Annotated in this window: 12 protein-coding genes; 8 read left to right on the top strand and 4 right to left on the bottom strand. The window is 67.3% G+C overall.

Annotated elements, in window-relative coordinates; genetic code table 11:
* Positions 1-20 precede the first annotated feature (20 nt).
* Positions 21-752, bottom strand: a complete 732-nt coding sequence (locus tag QP045_RS08430; RefSeq protein ID WP_422514536.1) for a hypothetical protein — start codon at positions 750-752, stop codon at positions 21-23.
* A 315-nt stretch (positions 753-1,067) separates the two neighbouring features.
* Between QP045_RS08430 and QP045_RS08425 the strand changes: the two genes are divergently transcribed.
* Together QP045_RS08425 and QP045_RS08420 are read left to right on the top strand one after the other, a co-directional pair.
* On the top strand, positions 1,068-1,955 hold the full coding sequence (locus QP045_RS08425) for an SMP-30/gluconolactonase/LRE family protein (RefSeq protein ID WP_422514535.1): 888 nt from the start codon (positions 1,068-1,070) through the stop codon (positions 1,953-1,955).
* 97 nt (positions 1,956-2,052) lie between these two features.
* Positions 2,053-2,760, top strand: coding sequence for a Crp/Fnr family transcriptional regulator (locus tag QP045_RS08420; protein ID WP_422514534.1), 708 nt, complete (start codon positions 2,053-2,055; stop codon positions 2,758-2,760).
* A gap of 9 nt (positions 2,761-2,769) precedes the next feature.
* Here QP045_RS08420 and QP045_RS08415 read toward each other — a convergent pair whose 3' ends face one another.
* Positions 2,770-3,309, bottom strand: a complete 540-nt coding sequence (locus QP045_RS08415) for a hypothetical protein (protein WP_422514533.1) — start codon at positions 3,307-3,309, stop codon at positions 2,770-2,772.
* Positions 3,310-3,430: 121 nt separating this feature from the next.
* Here QP045_RS08415 and hemN point away from each other — a divergent pair, with 121 nt between their 5' ends.
* The gene (gene hemN / locus QP045_RS08410) at positions 3,431-4,741 is read left to right on the top strand and encodes an oxygen-independent coproporphyrinogen III oxidase (RefSeq protein WP_422514532.1); all 1,311 of its coding nucleotides are present in this window, start codon (positions 3,431-3,433) and stop codon (positions 4,739-4,741) included.
* 55 nt (positions 4,742-4,796) lie between these two features.
* Positions 4,797-6,020, top strand: coding sequence for a flavin monoamine oxidase family protein (locus tag QP045_RS08405; protein WP_422514531.1), 1,224 nt, complete (start codon positions 4,797-4,799; stop codon positions 6,018-6,020).
* 48 nt (positions 6,021-6,068) lie between these two features.
* On the opposite strand, the gene QP045_RS08400 is transcribed toward QP045_RS08405, so the two are convergent.
* Together QP045_RS08400 and QP045_RS08395 are read right to left on the bottom strand one after the other, a co-directional pair.
* A complete protein-coding gene (locus tag QP045_RS08400) occupies positions 6,069-10,313 on the bottom strand; it encodes a translocation/assembly module TamB domain-containing protein (protein WP_422514530.1) in 4,245 nt (1,414 codons plus the stop codon).
* Positions 10,313-12,418, bottom strand: coding sequence for a BamA/TamA family outer membrane protein (locus QP045_RS08395; protein WP_422514529.1), 2,106 nt, complete (start codon positions 12,416-12,418; stop codon positions 10,313-10,315). The genes QP045_RS08400 and QP045_RS08395 overlap by 1 nt, the downstream gene beginning before the upstream one ends.
* A 243-nt stretch (positions 12,419-12,661) precedes the next feature.
* Between QP045_RS08395 and QP045_RS08390 the strand changes: the two genes are divergently transcribed.
* The 4 genes from QP045_RS08390 (at position 12,662) to QP045_RS08375 (ending at position 15,811) form a co-directional block, all read left to right on the top strand.
* Positions 12,662-13,732, top strand: coding sequence for a YihY/virulence factor BrkB family protein (locus QP045_RS08390; RefSeq protein WP_422514528.1), 1,071 nt, complete (start codon positions 12,662-12,664; stop codon positions 13,730-13,732).
* A gap of 92 nt (positions 13,733-13,824) precedes the next feature.
* Positions 13,825-14,508 carry a guanitoxin biosynthesis heme-dependent pre-guanitoxin N-hydroxylase GntA gene (gene gntA, locus QP045_RS08385; protein WP_422514527.1) on the top strand — a complete coding sequence of 228 codons (684 nt, stop codon included), beginning with the start codon at positions 13,825-13,827 and terminating at the stop codon, positions 14,506-14,508.
* Positions 14,505-15,107 carry a DUF1989 domain-containing protein gene (locus QP045_RS08380; protein WP_422514627.1) on the top strand — a complete coding sequence of 201 codons (603 nt, stop codon included), beginning with the start codon at positions 14,505-14,507 and terminating at the stop codon, positions 15,105-15,107. Before gntA ends, QP045_RS08380 begins: the two co-directional genes overlap by 4 nt.
* A gap of 332 nt (positions 15,108-15,439) precedes the next feature.
* The gene (locus QP045_RS08375; protein WP_422514526.1) at positions 15,440-15,811 is read left to right on the top strand and encodes an META domain-containing protein; all 372 of its coding nucleotides are present in this window, start codon (positions 15,440-15,442) and stop codon (positions 15,809-15,811) included.
* The last annotated feature ends 16 nt before the right edge of the window (positions 15,812-15,827 follow it).

Genomic DNA, 15,827 nt, shown 5'->3' with positions numbered 1-15,827 from the left:
CGACGCGGGATGTTGGCGGTTCAGCGTGATGCCACCCGCACGCCCTTTGCCAGGGTGACCTCGTTCGACCCGAGCAGCACCACCGGGTCTACGCCCAGGCGCGGGATGGGCGACTGCCCGCCGGATTTCCAGGCGGCCAGTTCGACGCGGTACATGTCGTAGCGGCGATAGAAGTCGACGAACGGCTGGTCCAGCTGTGCCAGCGCACCGGCAGCGAAGCTCTCGAACCCGCCGGCGGGCAGCGCCGCTGCGGCGGTCATCATCGGCACGGCGCGGTCGCAGAACGCCTTTTGGACGGGAGGCTGCGCAAAGAAATTATAGACCCGGGTCATGGAGTCATCGAACCGGTCCTCCCAGTCGCCGCCACCTTTCCGATACTCACCCGACAGGGCCTTGTACGCAGCTGCCAAGGTCTTGGCCTGGGTCTTGATGAGCGCATTATACTGGGCGACGACGGACGGATCCGACACGTTGCACTGAAGCGCCGCCACATTGAGCGCGCTGCGCAGGTGCCACACGGCGCCAGCAGACGAGAGCGCCCGATTGGGCGTGGGATAGCTGCCGTCGGGCAAGGCGGTCGGCGTGTTCAGCCCCGTCGCGCTTCCGCTGGGCGGAGTCGGCATCGGGGCGGGCGCCGGAGCCGGAGCGGGTGCAGGAGGCGGTGGCGGCGCAGGCTCCGGCTTGCGGGCGCATCCCGCCATCGTGAGTGCGCCAACGGCGACAAGGAGCTGCAGCTTGCGGAACTTGAACATGATACGCTTCCATTCCCCTGAACCGGCACCGGCTTCGCAGGTCAAGGTAACCGAGGGGTTAACGATGCGGCAAACTGCAGGCCATTGGTCGATCCTGCCGGGGCGCTCGCGCTTGACAGCGTGGAGACAGCTACGGATGCTGCGGAGGAACATCACAACCGGCGTCAGGAGAGGAACGCTGCGGTCCCGTTGCCCTGCTGCGGTTGCGCGCCCTCTCGCCACGACAAGAGGGCAGTACCCAGTGACCGCTTTGCTTTCCCCTACCCGTCCCGCCTCGAGCCGTTCGACCGGCACTCGCAGCGTGGAGGCGCTGTGATGGCAGTCCAGCGCAGCGAGCCCGTCAGCGTTGTCCAACTCGGCGCTCCGCTTGGCGAGGGGCCGGTATGGGTAGAGCGCGATGCAGCGCTGTGGTTCGTCGATATCAAGAGCTATCGAATCTATCGGCTCGACCCGGTGAGCCACGCGCTTCGCAACTGGCAAGCGCCGGGCCAGTGCGGCTTTGTGCTGCCATGCGCAGACGGCCGCTTCATCGCCGGGCTCCAGAGCGGTCTCGCCCGTTTCGATCCGGCGACCGGCGCGTTCGAGCCGCTGATCGACCCCGAGCCGCAATTGCCCGGCAACCGGCTGAACGACGGCACCGTCGACCCGCACGGTCGGCTGTGGTTCGGCACCATGGACGATGCCGAAACCGCGGAGAGCGGCACCATCTATCGCCTGGGTGCGGACGGGCGCTGCGTCGCCTCCACCCCCTGCTGCGCGATCACCAACGGCCCCGCATTCAGCCCCGATGGTGGCACCATTTATCACGTCGATACCGGCAAGGGGCTGATCTACGCCTGCACCGTGACGGAGGACGGCACCCTCATCGACCGGCGGCTGTTCGCATCGATCCCCAACGAAGAGGGACATCCGGACGGCCCCACCGTCGACGCCGAGGGCTGTATCTGGGTCGGGCTGTACAACGGCTGGGGCGTGCGGCGCTATTCGCCCAAGGGCGAGTTGCTGGAGCAGATCCGCTTTCCCGTGAGCGCAATCACCAAGGTCGCCTTCGGCGGACCGGATCGCAAGACGCTCTACGCCACCACCGCCGCCAAGCACCTTTCCGCCGAAGAGCGCGCCAAGCAGCCGCACGCGGGCGACCTGTTCGCGTTCGAGGTCGACGTGCCGGGCGTCCCGGGGGTCGAGATCCGCTACGGCATCTGAACAAATCCCGGGGGCGGGCTGCTGTCCGTGGCGACGGCATTCCGCCCCTGGCCGCGTTTCACAGGACAAACGGAAGAACCTTGGCTATAGGCGCCGCATGGCGACTGATATCTGCGCGGACTGCACGGTGCGCGACATGGCCTTGTGCGGCAGCCTGACCGACAAGGAACTCGAGGCACTGAACGCGCTGGGACGCCGCCAGAGGCTGGCCAAGGGTGAGACGGTGATCTGGGCGGGGGACGAAAGCGTCCTGTGCGCAAACCTGCTGTCCGGCGTGCTCAAGCTTAGTGCCTCGACCGCCGACGGCCGCGAACAGATTGTCGGCCTCCACTATCCCGCGGACTTCATCGGCCGGCCCTATGCCGGCTCTGCGGACTTCACCGTGACCGCCCTCACCGACTCAGAGCTGTGCGTGTTCCCGCGCAAGCAGTTCGAGCAGGTGCTGGAGGATCATGTTCGCATGGAGCGCCTGCTGCTCCAGCGCACTTTTGCGGCGCTCGACGAAGCGCGCAGCCGCATGCTGATGCTGGGCCGCAAATCTGCCGAGGAGAAGATCGCCGGCTTCCTGCTCGACATGGCGGCGCGCGCAGGTGGCACCGCCTGCCGCGCGACCGCCGAAGGGCCGATCACCTTCGACCTGCCGCTCACGCGCGGACAGATCGCGGATGTGCTGGGCCTGACGATCGAGACCGTCAGCCGCCAGATGACCAAGCTCAAGGCCGCGGGCGTGATCGCCTTGCCGGGAGGCCGGGCCGTGACGATCCGCCTGCGCGAGGCCTTGGAGCAACGGGCGGAGCCTGCCTGACGCAAGCGCTCAGTTGGCGCCGCAACTCACCTGCAGCCGGCTCTCCAGCAGCAGGCGCGCGGCCGGCGTCACGCGGTCCCCCGCGAGTGTGAAGACCGCCAGTTCCTCGAGGACTAGCCGGCTGCGGCAACCGTCGAAGAAGCAGCGGATCATATAGCCAAGAGTCGCCGCGCAGAGCCCGCGATCCATCGCTTCCGGTCGCAGCGCGGCAAGCAGATCCTGCGCCTGAACCGCGCAGGCGATGTGACGCGCCCGGAGGTGCGCCAGCACGGAATGCTGCAGCGCCCCTCCCTTCCCCCAAAAAAGATCGTCGAGCCACAGAGCCTCACGGCTCGCGTGCCCGCTAGCGTAGGCCTGAAGATCTTCGCAGAGGTCCGTACGCTCGGCAGCATCGGACAAGTCCGGTAGCCGATCGGCGAACGCCTCGAGATGCTGGCAGAGCCGCTCGGTGCGCACATGGTCCGAGACCAGCGGCACGAGATCGATCTCGTCGAGGACGTGCCATCGGCGTACGGCCGGGGTATCGATCAGCTGCTGGACCTGCGTCATGGGACCTCCAGCCTTTGTGTGCGGGTTGCGCCCCGGGACAGCGTTGACCCGCGTCAAAACGCGCGCGCGACTTTGACGCGGGTCAACGAGCCCGCGCGCGCGGGGGCAGAAAAGGGGCGTCATGCACCGCTATCTGCCCGATCTCGCACGCCGCTCCGTGCCCCGCTACACCAGCTATCCGACCGCGGCGGAGTTTCACGCCGGCGTCGGCCCCGCCGAACAGGCGCAGGCGCTGGGCGCAATCACCGCGGATACGCCGGTCTCGCTCTACGTCCACATCCCCTATTGCCACGAGATCTGCTGGTACTGCGGCTGCAACACGGGCGCGATCGGCCGCGCTTCTCGCCTTGACGCCTATCTGGTGGCTCTGGAGCAGGAGGTTGCTGCAGTCGCAGAGCGGATGCGCGGGCGGGTGGTCGCCATCCACTTCGGCGGCGGCAGCCCGAACGCATTGCCGCCCGAGGATTTCGTCCGCCTGACCGAGCTGCTGCGCCAAAGCTTCGCTTGTGCGGATCGGCTGGAGATCGCGGCGGAGCTCGACCCGCGCACACTCGGCGCGACCTATGCCGAAGCGCTGGCGCGGGCCGGCGTAACCCGGGTCAGCCTGGGTGCGCAGTGTTTTGCGCCGCATGTGCAGCGCGCGATCAACCGCATCCAACCCTATGAAATGGTGCGCCAGGCGGTGCTCGATCTTCGAGCCGCCGGAATTGCCGCAGTAAACCTGGACCTCATGTACGGGCTGCCGCACCAGACGTCCGAGGATCTTGCCGATACGCTGGCGGCGGCGCTCGACCTTGCGCCCGACCGCATCGCGATGTTCGGCTATGCGCATATGCCCCGGTTGCTGCCGCGGCAGCGGATGATCCCGGACGAGACCCTGCCGGACGCGGCGCAGCGCTTTTCCCAGAGCGCGCTTGCCTATGACATCCTGGTCGCCGCTGGGTATGTCGCGATCGGATTCGATCACTTTGCACGACCTGAGGACAGCCTTGCGAAAGCGGCGGTTGCGGGCACGCTGCGCCGCAATTTCCAGGGTTTCACCGACGAGCCTGGCGAGGCGATCATTGGTCTCGGGGCCTCGTCGATCAGCCAGTACGAGGGGCTGCTGGTCCAGAACGAGAAGCATGTCGGCCAGTACCGGATGCGCGTCGCAAACGGGGGGCTGGCAGCAGTTCGGGGCGTCGCTCGCTCCGCCGACGATCGGCTGCGTGCGGGCTTGATCGAGCGGCTGCTGTGCGACGGCAGGGTCGACGCGAGCTCGGCGCCTGATGCCCTCCCCGCCCTTCGCGCGCTGGCGGACGAAGGGCTCGTCCGGGTCGACGGCAGCCACGTCACGGTGCTTCCGGACGGCCGCCCCTATGCCCGGCTCGCCGCAGCCGCCTTTGACCGCTATCGCCAGACGGACGCACAGCGCTTCAGCAAGGCGGTCTGACGGGGAAAGCCGAACCCGGTCGCGCGTTGGAACGCGACCAGGAGGTGCAGCCCGCATGAACGACGTCGATGTCGCCATTATCGGCGCAGGTGCTGCGGGGATCGGTGCCGCGCGCCACCTCAACGGGCGCGGCCTTGAGGTGCTTGTACTGGAGGCGAGCGACCGCGTCGGCGGGCGGGCCTGGACGATTGGTGTGGAGGGCTTGCCACTCGACCTGGGCTGCGGGTGGCTGCACTCGGCGCGACGCAACCCCTGGGTCGCTATCGCAGAGCAGAGCGGCTTCGCAGTGGAGCGCCGGGACGCTGCCTGGACGACGCAGCTACAGGATCTCGGCTTTCCGCCAGCGGACCAGGCTGCTGCTCACCGTGCATTTGAACAATGGCATGCCCGGCTTCGCGACGATCCGCCGGCCAGCGATAGCGCAGCGGACGCGCTGCCCCACGGGGGCGAATGGAACGCGTACCTTGAGGCGCTGAGCGGATACATCAACGGCAGCAGCCTCTCCGACCTCTCGGCTGCCGACTATCTTGCCTACGTCGACGCGGCGGGCGACGAGGATTGGCGCGTGCCGGAGGGCTATGGCGCCTTGATCGCCTCTTACCTTCCGCCGGTGCCGGTGGCCTTCGCAACGCCGGTCCTCCGCATCCGCGACGACGGAGATGGGGTGTCGCTGGAGACGCCGCGCGGCTGCCTGCGCGCACGTGTCGTGATCGTGACCGTCGCGACTACGGTGCTTGCGCGCGGTGCGATCCGTCTGCCTGAGCGATACGACGACCGCTGCCACGCGGCGGCCCGCCTTCCACTCGGGCTCGCTAACAAGCTGTTCCTGCGGCTGACGGACCCGGAGGCAGTGCCGCCCGAGAGTCACCTGCTCGGCAATCCGCGCGCTGCCGAGACCGGGAGCTACTATCTGCGGCCGTTCGGACGACCCCTCGTAGAGTGCTTCTTCGGTGGCCCCGGTGCGGTGAGGCTGGAGGCTGAAGGGCTGGACGCTACCGCAGCGTTCGCGCGCGAAGAGCTTGGCGCATTGCTGGGCGCCGACTTCGCCCATGGGCTGCGGCTGGTTGCGGGCTCGGCCTGGGGGCAGGCGGACGGGTTCGGCGGGTCGTACAGCCATGCGCTTCCCGGCCACGCGGATGCGCGCGCGGTGCTGGCAGCACCCGATGACCGCCTGCTCTTTGCGGGCGAGGCATGCTCCCCGACCGACTTTTCCACCGCCCACGGCGCGCTCGCGACCGGAGTATCGGCGGCAGCGGCCGCGCTCGCCTTGCTCGGCTGAGCGCTGCCCGGCGGGGCCCCCAACAGGACCCCCACCGAGCAGGCTCGATCAGTAGTTCTTCCGGTAGCGAACGCTCACGTTCGACCCGCCGAACGAGCTGGTCTGCGAGAGCACACTCAACGCCTTGCTCAGCGCCACTTCCAGCTGGGTGGCAGTGAATCCGCGGGCGTCGGTGATGATCTCGACATAGATATTGTCCGTCAGATATTCGCCGGCAGCCAGGGCAGTGCCGCGACCGGTGGCGTCGTCGCCGCCTACGATCCGCAGCCGGTCGATCCCGATCACCGACCGCAGCTTGCCGAGCGGGTTGAGCCCGCCGCCGCCCGAGCCGCGCAGCGAGTTGAGCGCTGCCGCCAGCTGGATTGCCTCGGTCGCCGACAGGTTGGTGACGGAGCGACCGAACAGCAGCCGCGACAGCACCTCGTCCTGCGCCAGCGCGGGCGTGGAGGTAAAGGAGATGCGCGGCGCCTGTGCAGTCCCGGCAACCAGGATCGTCGCCGTCACGTCTTCTGCGGTGGTCGTCGCCTCGATATCGATCACCGGATTGGTGTAGTCGTCGCTCTCGAAGCTGATCTTGCCGCGCTCGACGTCGAACTCCTTGCCCGCGAACGAATAGGTGCCACGGATCAGGTCGAGACCACCGGTAATGCGCGGTGCTGCCGAAGTGCCGCCGACACGGAGGTCCGCTTTCCACTCGGATTCCAGCCCCATGCCGGAAACATACAGCTGGTTGGGCGCACGCACCCGCAGGTCGAGCTTGAACAGCCCCGGGGGAGCCGCGGGTGGCGCCGGCTTGGGATCGAGAGCCGCGGCGCGGACCTCACTCTTGCGCCGGACGCCGGTCAGCTCGGGGACTTCCGACGAACCCTGGAAGGCGAAGACGTAGCGCGCCTCGGGGATCGAAAGCTCTCCGGTAATCGAACCGCCCTGCGCGTTGTTGAGGACGCGGATGTCGCCGGTAGCCGAGGCGCCAAGCGCGTCGCTCCGCGCGAGCTGCGCCTTGTTCAGCGTCGCCCGTACATCGATCGGGAAGCCGCTCTCGGCAGCGAGGCCGACGTTCCCCTGCGCGGAGATGGTGCCGTCGCCTGCCTTTGCCGTGAGCGTCGCGAGTTCGAAGCGATCGTTGTTGAAGCGACCGTCGATCTTCATCTGCGTCAGGCGCGTGCCCAGCGATTCGTTCTCATAGGTCAGGTTGTTGGCGCGGACGACGCCGACCAGGCGCGGTGCCTGGAGGCGCCCGCCGAAGTCGGCGGCGATGCCGATCGGACCCGAGAGCTGCTGGTTGGGCTGCCCCGCGAACGAGAAGAGCACGCCCGCCGGACCGTTGTAGCGGATGCCGCCGGACAGCGGCGCCGCCATCAGGCGCGTCGTCCAGGCGCCGGCGCCAGGGGCCAACGGACGCAGATTGGCGACCATGCGACCGATCGTGGTGGTGCCGCGGCGGATCAGCGCCCGGCCGCTGCCGCCCTCGGGCCGCAGATCGCCCGCAAACACGATGTCGACCGGGTCGGAGACCGACGCGAGGCTAGACCGCGTGAAGTTGCGCACGGTGAGGCGCACATCGGCCTGCGGGAAGCTGGCGCCGCTCGGCTGGGCGAAGTCGAGGCTGCCGGTCGCGATGCCGCCGATGCCGAGACCCGGCATGAACGCGTTAAACAGGCTGACATCCAGGTTGTCGAGACGGGACTGGAGCGTCATGCCGGCGCCATAGGTCCCCGCAACCCGCATCGAGCCGCGATCGAAGTCGATCCGCGTCGGATACAGGCGATAGCCGCCCGAGCCGGGCACGATCCGCGCCGGATTGACGGTGCGGAAGCCGACATTGTTTGCCATGCCGTGCAGGGCCACGAGATACTCGTTCGGGCTCAGCCTGGCGTTTGCAGCTACGCGGAACGGAACGCCGGAGGAGCCCTCCGCCACCAGCTGCGCCGTGCCGTTGCCGCCGCGGTAGTTCAGCTTTGCGCGTGCCCGCGTCACGACCATGTCGCCACTGCGGAAGTTGCCGATTTGGGCATCCGCCACGATCTGCGGCTGGTCATAGAGCACGGCGGAGCCGGTGAGGATCGCCTGCCCGATGGTGATGCCGGACTGGCCCGGGATACGCGCATTGTACGCACGCGCGTTGATATCGGCACGCTGGTACTTGCCTACAGCCCCCAGGTTCGCGACGCCGTTGATGCCCGAGCCGGAGAAATTGAGCCGACCCGCAAACGGCCCGGCGTCGGTCGCCTGTACCCGGCCGTTGATGTCGACGCCGGCGAAGCGCGCAGAGCGGATATCCGCAGTCATCCGCGGCGCGGTGCTCAGCAGGACGTTCGCGTTGAACGGGCCGTAATTGGTCCCGCCCGAGGCGACGATCGCATAGCGATCCCCCTGCCCGCGCACGTCCGCCTTGAGGTCGACGAGGCCGATGCCCACGCCTGGTCGCGCTGCGCGCAGCTGCACTACGGGCGCCGCCATCGAGCCGGAGACGCGCGCCGTGATCGGGCCATATTGGGTCGAATAGGCGTCCGCGTTGACCAGCAACGGCCCTGCGGGATCATAGCGCCCGGAACCATTGTTGATGCGGAACTGGGGGGCGCGCAGCTTCAGGTTGGTGAAGCTGATGATGCCTTCCGGGCTGTAGGCGATGTTCGCGGACGTGGTGGCATTGCCGCCCAGGAAGTTGCGGATGCCGTCGTTGAACAGGCGCTTGGTCTGCGCGACCACGCGACCGCGAATGCCGTAGCCGCCATTGGGCGCGGTATAGAGATCGGCATCGGTCTGAAGATTGATGATCCCGATGCTCGCGATCTCATAATCGTTCACCCGCCCCTTCAGCGCGCCGGTGTAGCGGCCGGTCGAAAGGTTGGCGGCGACAATGGCGGTTGCGTCGATGCGGTCGGACCGCAGCCGCAGATTGTCGGAGAGCACCTGGTCGCCGTTGCTGATCGCCAGATCGCCGTTGATCGAAACGTTGGTGACGAGCCCGCCGATCGCGGCGTTGAGCCCTGAAATACGACGCGCCTTTGCGTTGATCGGGATCAGGATACGCTCGCTGTCGACGGTCGCCTTACCCTCGGCATACAGCTGTTCGACGACGGTTTCGCCAAAGCCGAGCGCAGCTGCCTGGACCTTGTAGTCCACGATCGGGGTGCGGAACGGACCGTCGAGGACGACGGCCGCGCGCACGGAGCGGCCGTTGAGATTGGGTGCGATGGAACCCGGGGTGAGGAGCATCGCCTCTACCCGGAAGTTGCCGAAGCGGCTCTTGCCGAGGTCGATCTTGCCGTCCGTCGCCGCCGACAGCGCGTCCGAGCGCAATCGAAGCTTGGCATCCACGACCCGCTCATCAAGCGCGGTATCGAGCGCGATCTGAAGCCGGGGCGACGTCAGCCGCTCGACCGGCCCCTCAAGATAAAGGCCGGGACGCGCAAAGCCGCGAACCTGGAAATTGCCCGAACGGCCCAGGATGTTGAGGTCGACGATCTGCTCGCCACCGAGCGTGCCCGCTGCACGCCCGCGCCAGTCGCTCCACGCGCCGCGGCCGCCGACGTTCAGCGTCAGCGGAGCCTTCAGGCCCGCCAGCCCTGCGACGAGGCCATTGCTGGGCGCGGACACGCGGACGTTGACGTCGAACTTGTTGTCCTCTGGCACCGCGTCGAGGCGCAGCACAAGCTGGTCGCCGCCTGCGGCGCCACCGCCGGCGATGGTCGCGGCGTTTGCCTGGATCTGTGCGCGCCGGTCGGCGACATGCGCCTGCCCGTCGATCTTTGCGATGTAGCGCCGACCGGCAACGGCAGGGCCGATCTCAAGCCGGCCGATGGCGAGCTTGTTGACGTCGATGTCATAGTCCGGGAGCAACGGCCCCTCGGACGCGCTGGGCGGCGTCGGCAGCAGGACGGGGTTGCGATCGTAGCGGATCAACGGGCTGGTCAGCGAGCGCACATCGACGTGGCTGCGGATGAACGCGAACGGACGCCAGTCGACCGCGACCTGCGGCGAGGACGCGAACACGCCCTTGGTGTCGCGCAACTCCAGGTCGTGGATCACCATCGCGCCGTAGAGCGAACCCTCGATCCGGCTGACATGGACCTTGAGGCCCGAGGCGGTCGCGAAATTGTTGATCTGGCGCACCAGGAAGCCCTGGCCGGGCCGGGTATTGAGCCCGATTACTGCCACCACCAGCAGCAGGACCAGCCCCAGGAGGACGATGGCTACCCATTTGGCGATGCGCTGCCACAGGGGCCGGCGATCGATCACGACGACCCGTTCGCCGCCGGCGCTGTTCTCGCGGATCACTTCCTCGGCCATTAAAACGCCTGCCCAATCGAGATGTAGAGGGCGACCTTTGGCTCACCCTCACGACGGTTCACCGGGGTCGCGACGTCCACGCGGAGCGGACCGAAGTTGGTGTAGAAGCGACCGCCGATGCCGACGCCGAAGCGCAGATTGGAGAGCTTGGGCATCGAGCCTTCATAGACCTGGCCCGCGTCCACAAAGGGCACCACGCCAAAGTTGCCGAACCGGTAGCGCGCCTCGATCGAGAACTCGTTGAGGCTGCGGCCGCCGATCGGATCGCCGTCGGGCGCAAGCGGCCCCAGTTCCTGATAGCCATAGCCGCGGACCGAGCCGCCGCCGCCGGCGTAATAGCGCCGCGACGGCGCGAGATCGTCGCGGGCCACGCCGACGATGGTGCCGGCACGTGCACGTCCGGCCATCACCAGGCTGGAGGTGACGGGATAATAGGCCGTGCCTTCCACCATGAAGCGGCCGTAGGGCCGCACGTTGCCGCGCACAGACGTTTCCGGGCTGGCGTTGAGCTTCAGGCGGAAGCCGGTGGTCGGGTTGAGAAGATCGTCGGAGGCGTCGTACCCGCCGAAGAGCGGCAGCGCCGCGATGAAATAGGTCCCGCGGTCGCGCTTGTTCTTCTCAAAGCTCCACACGTCCTCGTTCGTGCCGAGGAGCTCGAAGCCATAGGAATAGTTGAAGCGCTTCTGCCAGATCGGGGTCGAATCGTACGAGATCTGCCCCGCCAGCTTCGCGGTGAATGCCTCATAGGCATCGTAGTTGGAGTGCAGCGCCCCTGCCGTCAGGCTGACGGTCCGGTCGCGCTTGCCAGCGTTCTGGCGCCGGAAGGTCACGCCCAGCCCCTGCTCCTGCGTACCCGCCACGCCGGCGACAATCAGCGCGCCCTCCGGCCGGAACAGATTGCGGTGCGTCCACGAGCCCTGGACGCGGAGGCCCTGCCCGGTGTTGTAGCCCGCCTCCGCCGCCAGCGTGCGCGGTGGGCCGGCGGTCTGGTGCACGGCGATGTCGATGACTTCGGTGCCGTCGGGTGCAATCTCGCCGGTGCGCACCGGCTCGACCGAGACGTTGGAGAACAGGCCGGTCCCGATCAGCGCATCGCGCAGATCGTCGACCTTGCGGTTGTCGTAGAGTTCGCCGGCCTTGAAGCGCGCCAGCACGCCGACGTGCTTCGCATCGAACGCGAGCTTGCCGTCGGTGGTGTAGCTGCCGAACGACGAACGCGGCCCGGTGTCGACGGGGAGCGTATAGTCGCCGGTGACCGTCTGCTCGTCGAGCAGGATGTCCCGCTCGCCGAGCTTCACGAACGGATAGCCCTGCTGCGGCAGCTTGAGGCTGACATTGGCTTCCGCGCCCTGCACCCGCTCCGCGATGATCGGCTCGCCGACCTTGAGCGGCAGCTCCTTCTCGATGAGGTTGGGGGGGATCGTCGGCTGAGCGTCTACCTTGACCGACGCGAGCTTGTACTGCTGCCCCGGCGTGACGTTGATCGTCACCTGGACATAGCCGCCTTCCGGAGCCTGCTCGATAATCGCGACGGCAGTGCCATCATAATAGCCCTCGGCATGCAGGATGCGGACGGCGAGCTGCTCGTCCTCCCGCGCACGGGCGCTGATCATGGCAGCGTTGGCGGCCTTGTTACCGTCCTTCTTCAGGGACGAGAGCTCATCGAACCGCTTGAGCGTGTCGATATCCTCCAGCCCGTTCACGGTCACCCGGTAGCGGATCTCGGCCGCAGCCTTGTCGTCGACGCCCGCGACCTCGACCGGGGTCGCGTCGAAGGTGGCGATCGGCGGCAATGGCTGCGTGAGTTCGGCCTCCTCGGGCAAAGGCGCGTCCGGAATGGTCTCGGTCGCGGTGCCCGGGGCACCAAACTGCACGGTCGGTGCCGCAGGAGACGTTGCCTGCGCCGGGGTGGTCGAAGGCGATGCCGGCATCGGCTCGAGCGGGGCGTTGATGTCCCCGCTCAGCGGCGGCAGCGACGTGTCAAACTCCGCCTCGGGCACGATGTCGCCCTGCGGCTGGGACGTGGTAGCCTGATCATCCTGGGAGGATGGCGCGCTCGCGGGCGCACCCCCGGCCGCGTTGGCCGGCGGCTTCGAAAGCTGCACGGCGGGCGCCGCCAACGCAGACGGCACTACAAAAGTACTGGCCAGCAAGCTCCAGTACAGCTGACGACGACTGTCCCCCAACACGATCCCCAATACGCTCAAGGGCGCAATAACACGCCTCTCCCCGAGATCCTCTAACCATTAGCGGTGCTTCTTGGTTCCCCATCCCTCGACTTGTTTAACCTGCATCCCAATCGGGACGGCGCGCGTTGCAGGCGTGACGATCGAACATGAGGAAGCCAGATGACCGACGCCGCAACCCCATCCGGCAACACGCCTGCCGTCGACCAGGAGGTCCAGGACGTCGATCCGACCGAGACGAAGCTGCATCCCGAGCCCCGTGAAATCCCGGGGGTCGAATCGACGCACCCGTGGCGGCATCCCTGGCCGGCGTGGAAGTCGATCCTGAAGCGGGTCTATTCCATGGACGGCTATCACAATCTCTCGTTGATGGCGGCCGGGGTCGCGTTCTACGCCTTCCTCTCGTTCGTGCCGCTGCTCGGTGCGATCGTAATGACCTATGGGCTGATCGCCGATCCGAGCACGGTTTCGGGGCACATGCAGACGATCTTCGAGCTGGTGCCGGCCGACGCCGCGCGGCTGATCTCGGACCAGCTGATCGCGGTCTCCACGACCGCGGCTTCCAAGGCGGGGCTGGGCCTCGTCATCGCGCTGGTCCTCTCGATCTATGGCGCGATGCGCGCGGCCAGTGCGATCATCCAGGCCCTGAACGTCATCTATGAGGAGGATGAGAGCCGCAACTTCATCCAGACCACGCTTGCCTCGGCCCTGCTGACCCTGGGGGCGGTGTTCGCGGCATTGGTGGGCCTGCTTTCCGCCGGTGCCATGGCCTATCTCCAGAATGCCGCCGACATCCTCGGTCGTGCGGGGGTGGTCACCATCCAGGTCCTGACCTGGGCAGTCGCGATCGTGATCGCCAGTTCCACCTTTGCCTTCATCTATCGCTATGCCCCCGATCGTGCCCGTGCCCAGTGGCAATGGCTGTCGGTCGGGTCGGTCGCGGCGACGCTGCTGTGGCTCGTCGCAACGCTGGGGTTCGGGCTCTACGCCGCCAATTTCGCCAACTACAACGCGACCTATGGCGCGCTGGGTGCCGTCGTGGTGCTGCTGATGTGGCTGTTCGTCTCCTGCTATGCGGTGCTGATCGGCGCGGAGATCAATGCGGAGGCCGAGCGCCAGACCGGCGTCGATTCCACCACCGGCCGCCCGCGCCCGCAGGGCCACCGCGGCGCCACCATGGCGGACCAGCTGCCCAGCAAGCGCCAGCACAAGCCGCGCCGCGACAAATATTGACCCGGCGGCCGCTTCCCCCGGAGCGGGGCAGCGGCGGAACCCGGACCCTCCCCCGGGCGTAGTTGGCGCTCAACAGGATCAAAACCCAACCTATGTTCAGCTGGAAGCACGAGGCGCAGGAGCGCCTGGAGGCAATGTTGTTCGCCCATGTAAGCGAACGCGAGTTCCCGTGCGTGGGCGCCAAGGCGGCGCTTGCGAAGGGCACGCTGGAGGTATTCGGGTGCACGCGGATCGACAGCGCGTGGGACGACGTCCGCATCCACGACGCGCTGCTGCGCTTTGCCCAGGCCTATCGCCGCGACAAGACCATGTACCGCAGTTTCGCGGTCGTGTTCGACGGCCCCGACGGGCTGTCCGAGGCGGAGTTCGAGCGTGCGCTGTGGCAGCGCGTCCAGTCGCTGTCCGACAAGGACGTCTGGCGCGGGCAGGAATATGACACGCGCGTCAGCCCCGACCCGGAGAACCCGCACTTTTCGCTGAGCTTTGGCGGAGAGGCGTTCTTTGTCGTCGGGCTCCACCCGAACTCCAGCCGCCCGGCCCGCCAGTTCGACCGGCCGACGATGGTGTTCAACCTCCACGACCAGTTCGAGCGGCTGCGCGCGGAGGGCAAGTACGAGAGCATGCGCGAGAAGATCCTCGTGCGCGACGAGGCGCTCGCCGGCTCCCGCAACCCGATGCTGGCGCCGCACGGTGCGTCCAGCGAGGCGCGGCAGTACAGCGGGCGCGCGGTCGACGAGAGCTGGCGCTGCCCGTTCCATTATTCCGGAGACTCCTGATTTCGACCAACACCATTCCCGAGCGTAGCGGGACCGCCTTTCGACTGGCCAAGGGCGAGACGCTCACGGTGATCGACCCGCGCGGGGAGCAGGTCGCCGACCTGCTGGCGTTCAACGCCCATGACCTGGACGAGGTGATCTCCTCGGGCCGGACGCTCGACTATGCCGAGACGATCTATCTGACGACCGGCCACAATCTCTATTCGAACCGGTCGCGGGTGATGCTGGAGATCATCGAGGACACCGTCGGGCGGCACGACTTCCTGCTCACGCCCTGCTCCTACGACACCTTCCACCATTTCTATCCCAAGCTGGAGCCGCACCGCGGCTGCTTCGGCAATCTGGCGGCGGCGCTGGAGCCCTATGGCATCGAACCCGATCGCATCCCGGTAGCGTTCAACTGCTTCATGAACGTGCCCATCGACGGCGAGACCGGAAAGCTGCGCGTGCTGCCGCCGATCAGCAAGGCGGGCGACTTCATCCGGTTCCGCGCGCACATGGACCTGGTGATCGGCCTCACCGCCTGCTCCGCGCCGGATTCGAACGGCGGCACCTTCAAGCCGATCGACTTTCGCGTGGAGCAGCCCGAGCCCGCGTGATCGGAAGGTGAGGCTAAGGTGAGGCCAAGACGCGGCGCCGCGTTCCGGTTTTCTGCAGACGCTGCAAGGACTTGAGAGGAATGCGGCGGCCATGTCGCGACTGAAGCAGCTTGCGCGCGTGTAGGACAGGTGTTTCCGGATGTGCGCGGCCAGCGATGGTCGGGGCCGCCCCTGATCTACTGCCGCCGGTGACGGGGGTTGCATGAGCGCGCGCCAACATCGCCGGTTCGGCGCAACAATCCTACAAGTTCCACGTTGGAGCCGGACCTCAGTCGTTCAGTAACTAGCCGGAACTCTCCATGCGAACTCCCCTAACTCTGGCGGTAGCGGGCTTGCTCGCCTCCGGTTGCGCGACGACAGCACGCACGGATTCCGCCGCGCTCGTCGGAAGCGAGTGGCGGATCACGCAAATTGGCGGCGCTGCGGTCGCGCCGGAATCGCGGGCAGCAATCAGCTTCGACGCCGATGGGCGCTTCTCCGGCAATGCCGGGTGCAACCGCATGATCGGCACGTACCGAGCGGACGGCCCTGCCCTATCGCTGAGCAACGCGGGGCTGACGAAGATGCTCTGCGCCCCGGCTGAAATGAAGCAGGAAAGCGATCTGGTCGAGCTCCTAGGCGATGTCGACTCCTACCGTATCGACCCGGCGGGGACGCTGGTCCTCACAACCCGGTCAGGCACCCGCATCGTCGCGAGCCGATAGAAGAAGAGTCCACGCA

Origin of the sequence: Sphingomonas sp. 3-13AW, from assembly GCF_049311085.1 — a bacterium.
GTDB lineage: Bacteria > Pseudomonadota > Alphaproteobacteria > Sphingomonadales > Sphingomonadaceae > Sphingomonas.
The sequence above is the reverse complement of the archived record's forward strand: the minus strand, read 5'-3'. Positions and strand labels throughout refer to the sequence as shown.

Excerpts from the sequence above, each read along its gene's own strand:
- QP045_RS08430 (WP_422514536.1), bottom strand. The coding sequence starts at position 752 with ATGTTCAAGTTCCGCAAGCTGCAGCTCCTTGTCGCCGTTGGCGCACTC.
- QP045_RS08425 (WP_422514535.1), top strand. The coding sequence starts at position 1,068 with ATGGCAGTCCAGCGCAGCGAGCCCGTCAGCGTTGTCCAACTCGGCGCT.
- QP045_RS08420 (WP_422514534.1), top strand. The coding sequence starts at position 2,053 with ATGGCGACTGATATCTGCGCGGACTGCACGGTGCGCGACATGGCCTTG.
- QP045_RS08415 (WP_422514533.1), bottom strand. The coding sequence starts at position 3,309 with ATGACGCAGGTCCAGCAGCTGATCGATACCCCGGCCGTACGCCGATGG.
- hemN (WP_422514532.1), top strand. The coding sequence starts at position 3,431 with ATGCACCGCTATCTGCCCGATCTCGCACGCCGCTCCGTGCCCCGCTAC.
- QP045_RS08405 (WP_422514531.1), top strand. The coding sequence starts at position 4,797 with ATGAACGACGTCGATGTCGCCATTATCGGCGCAGGTGCTGCGGGGATC.
- QP045_RS08400 (WP_422514530.1), bottom strand. The coding sequence starts at position 10,313 with ATGGCCGAGGAAGTGATCCGCGAGAACAGCGCCGGCGGCGAACGGGTC.
- QP045_RS08390 (WP_422514528.1), top strand. The coding sequence starts at position 12,662 with ATGACCGACGCCGCAACCCCATCCGGCAACACGCCTGCCGTCGACCAG.
- gntA (WP_422514527.1), top strand. The coding sequence starts at position 13,825 with ATGTTCAGCTGGAAGCACGAGGCGCAGGAGCGCCTGGAGGCAATGTTG.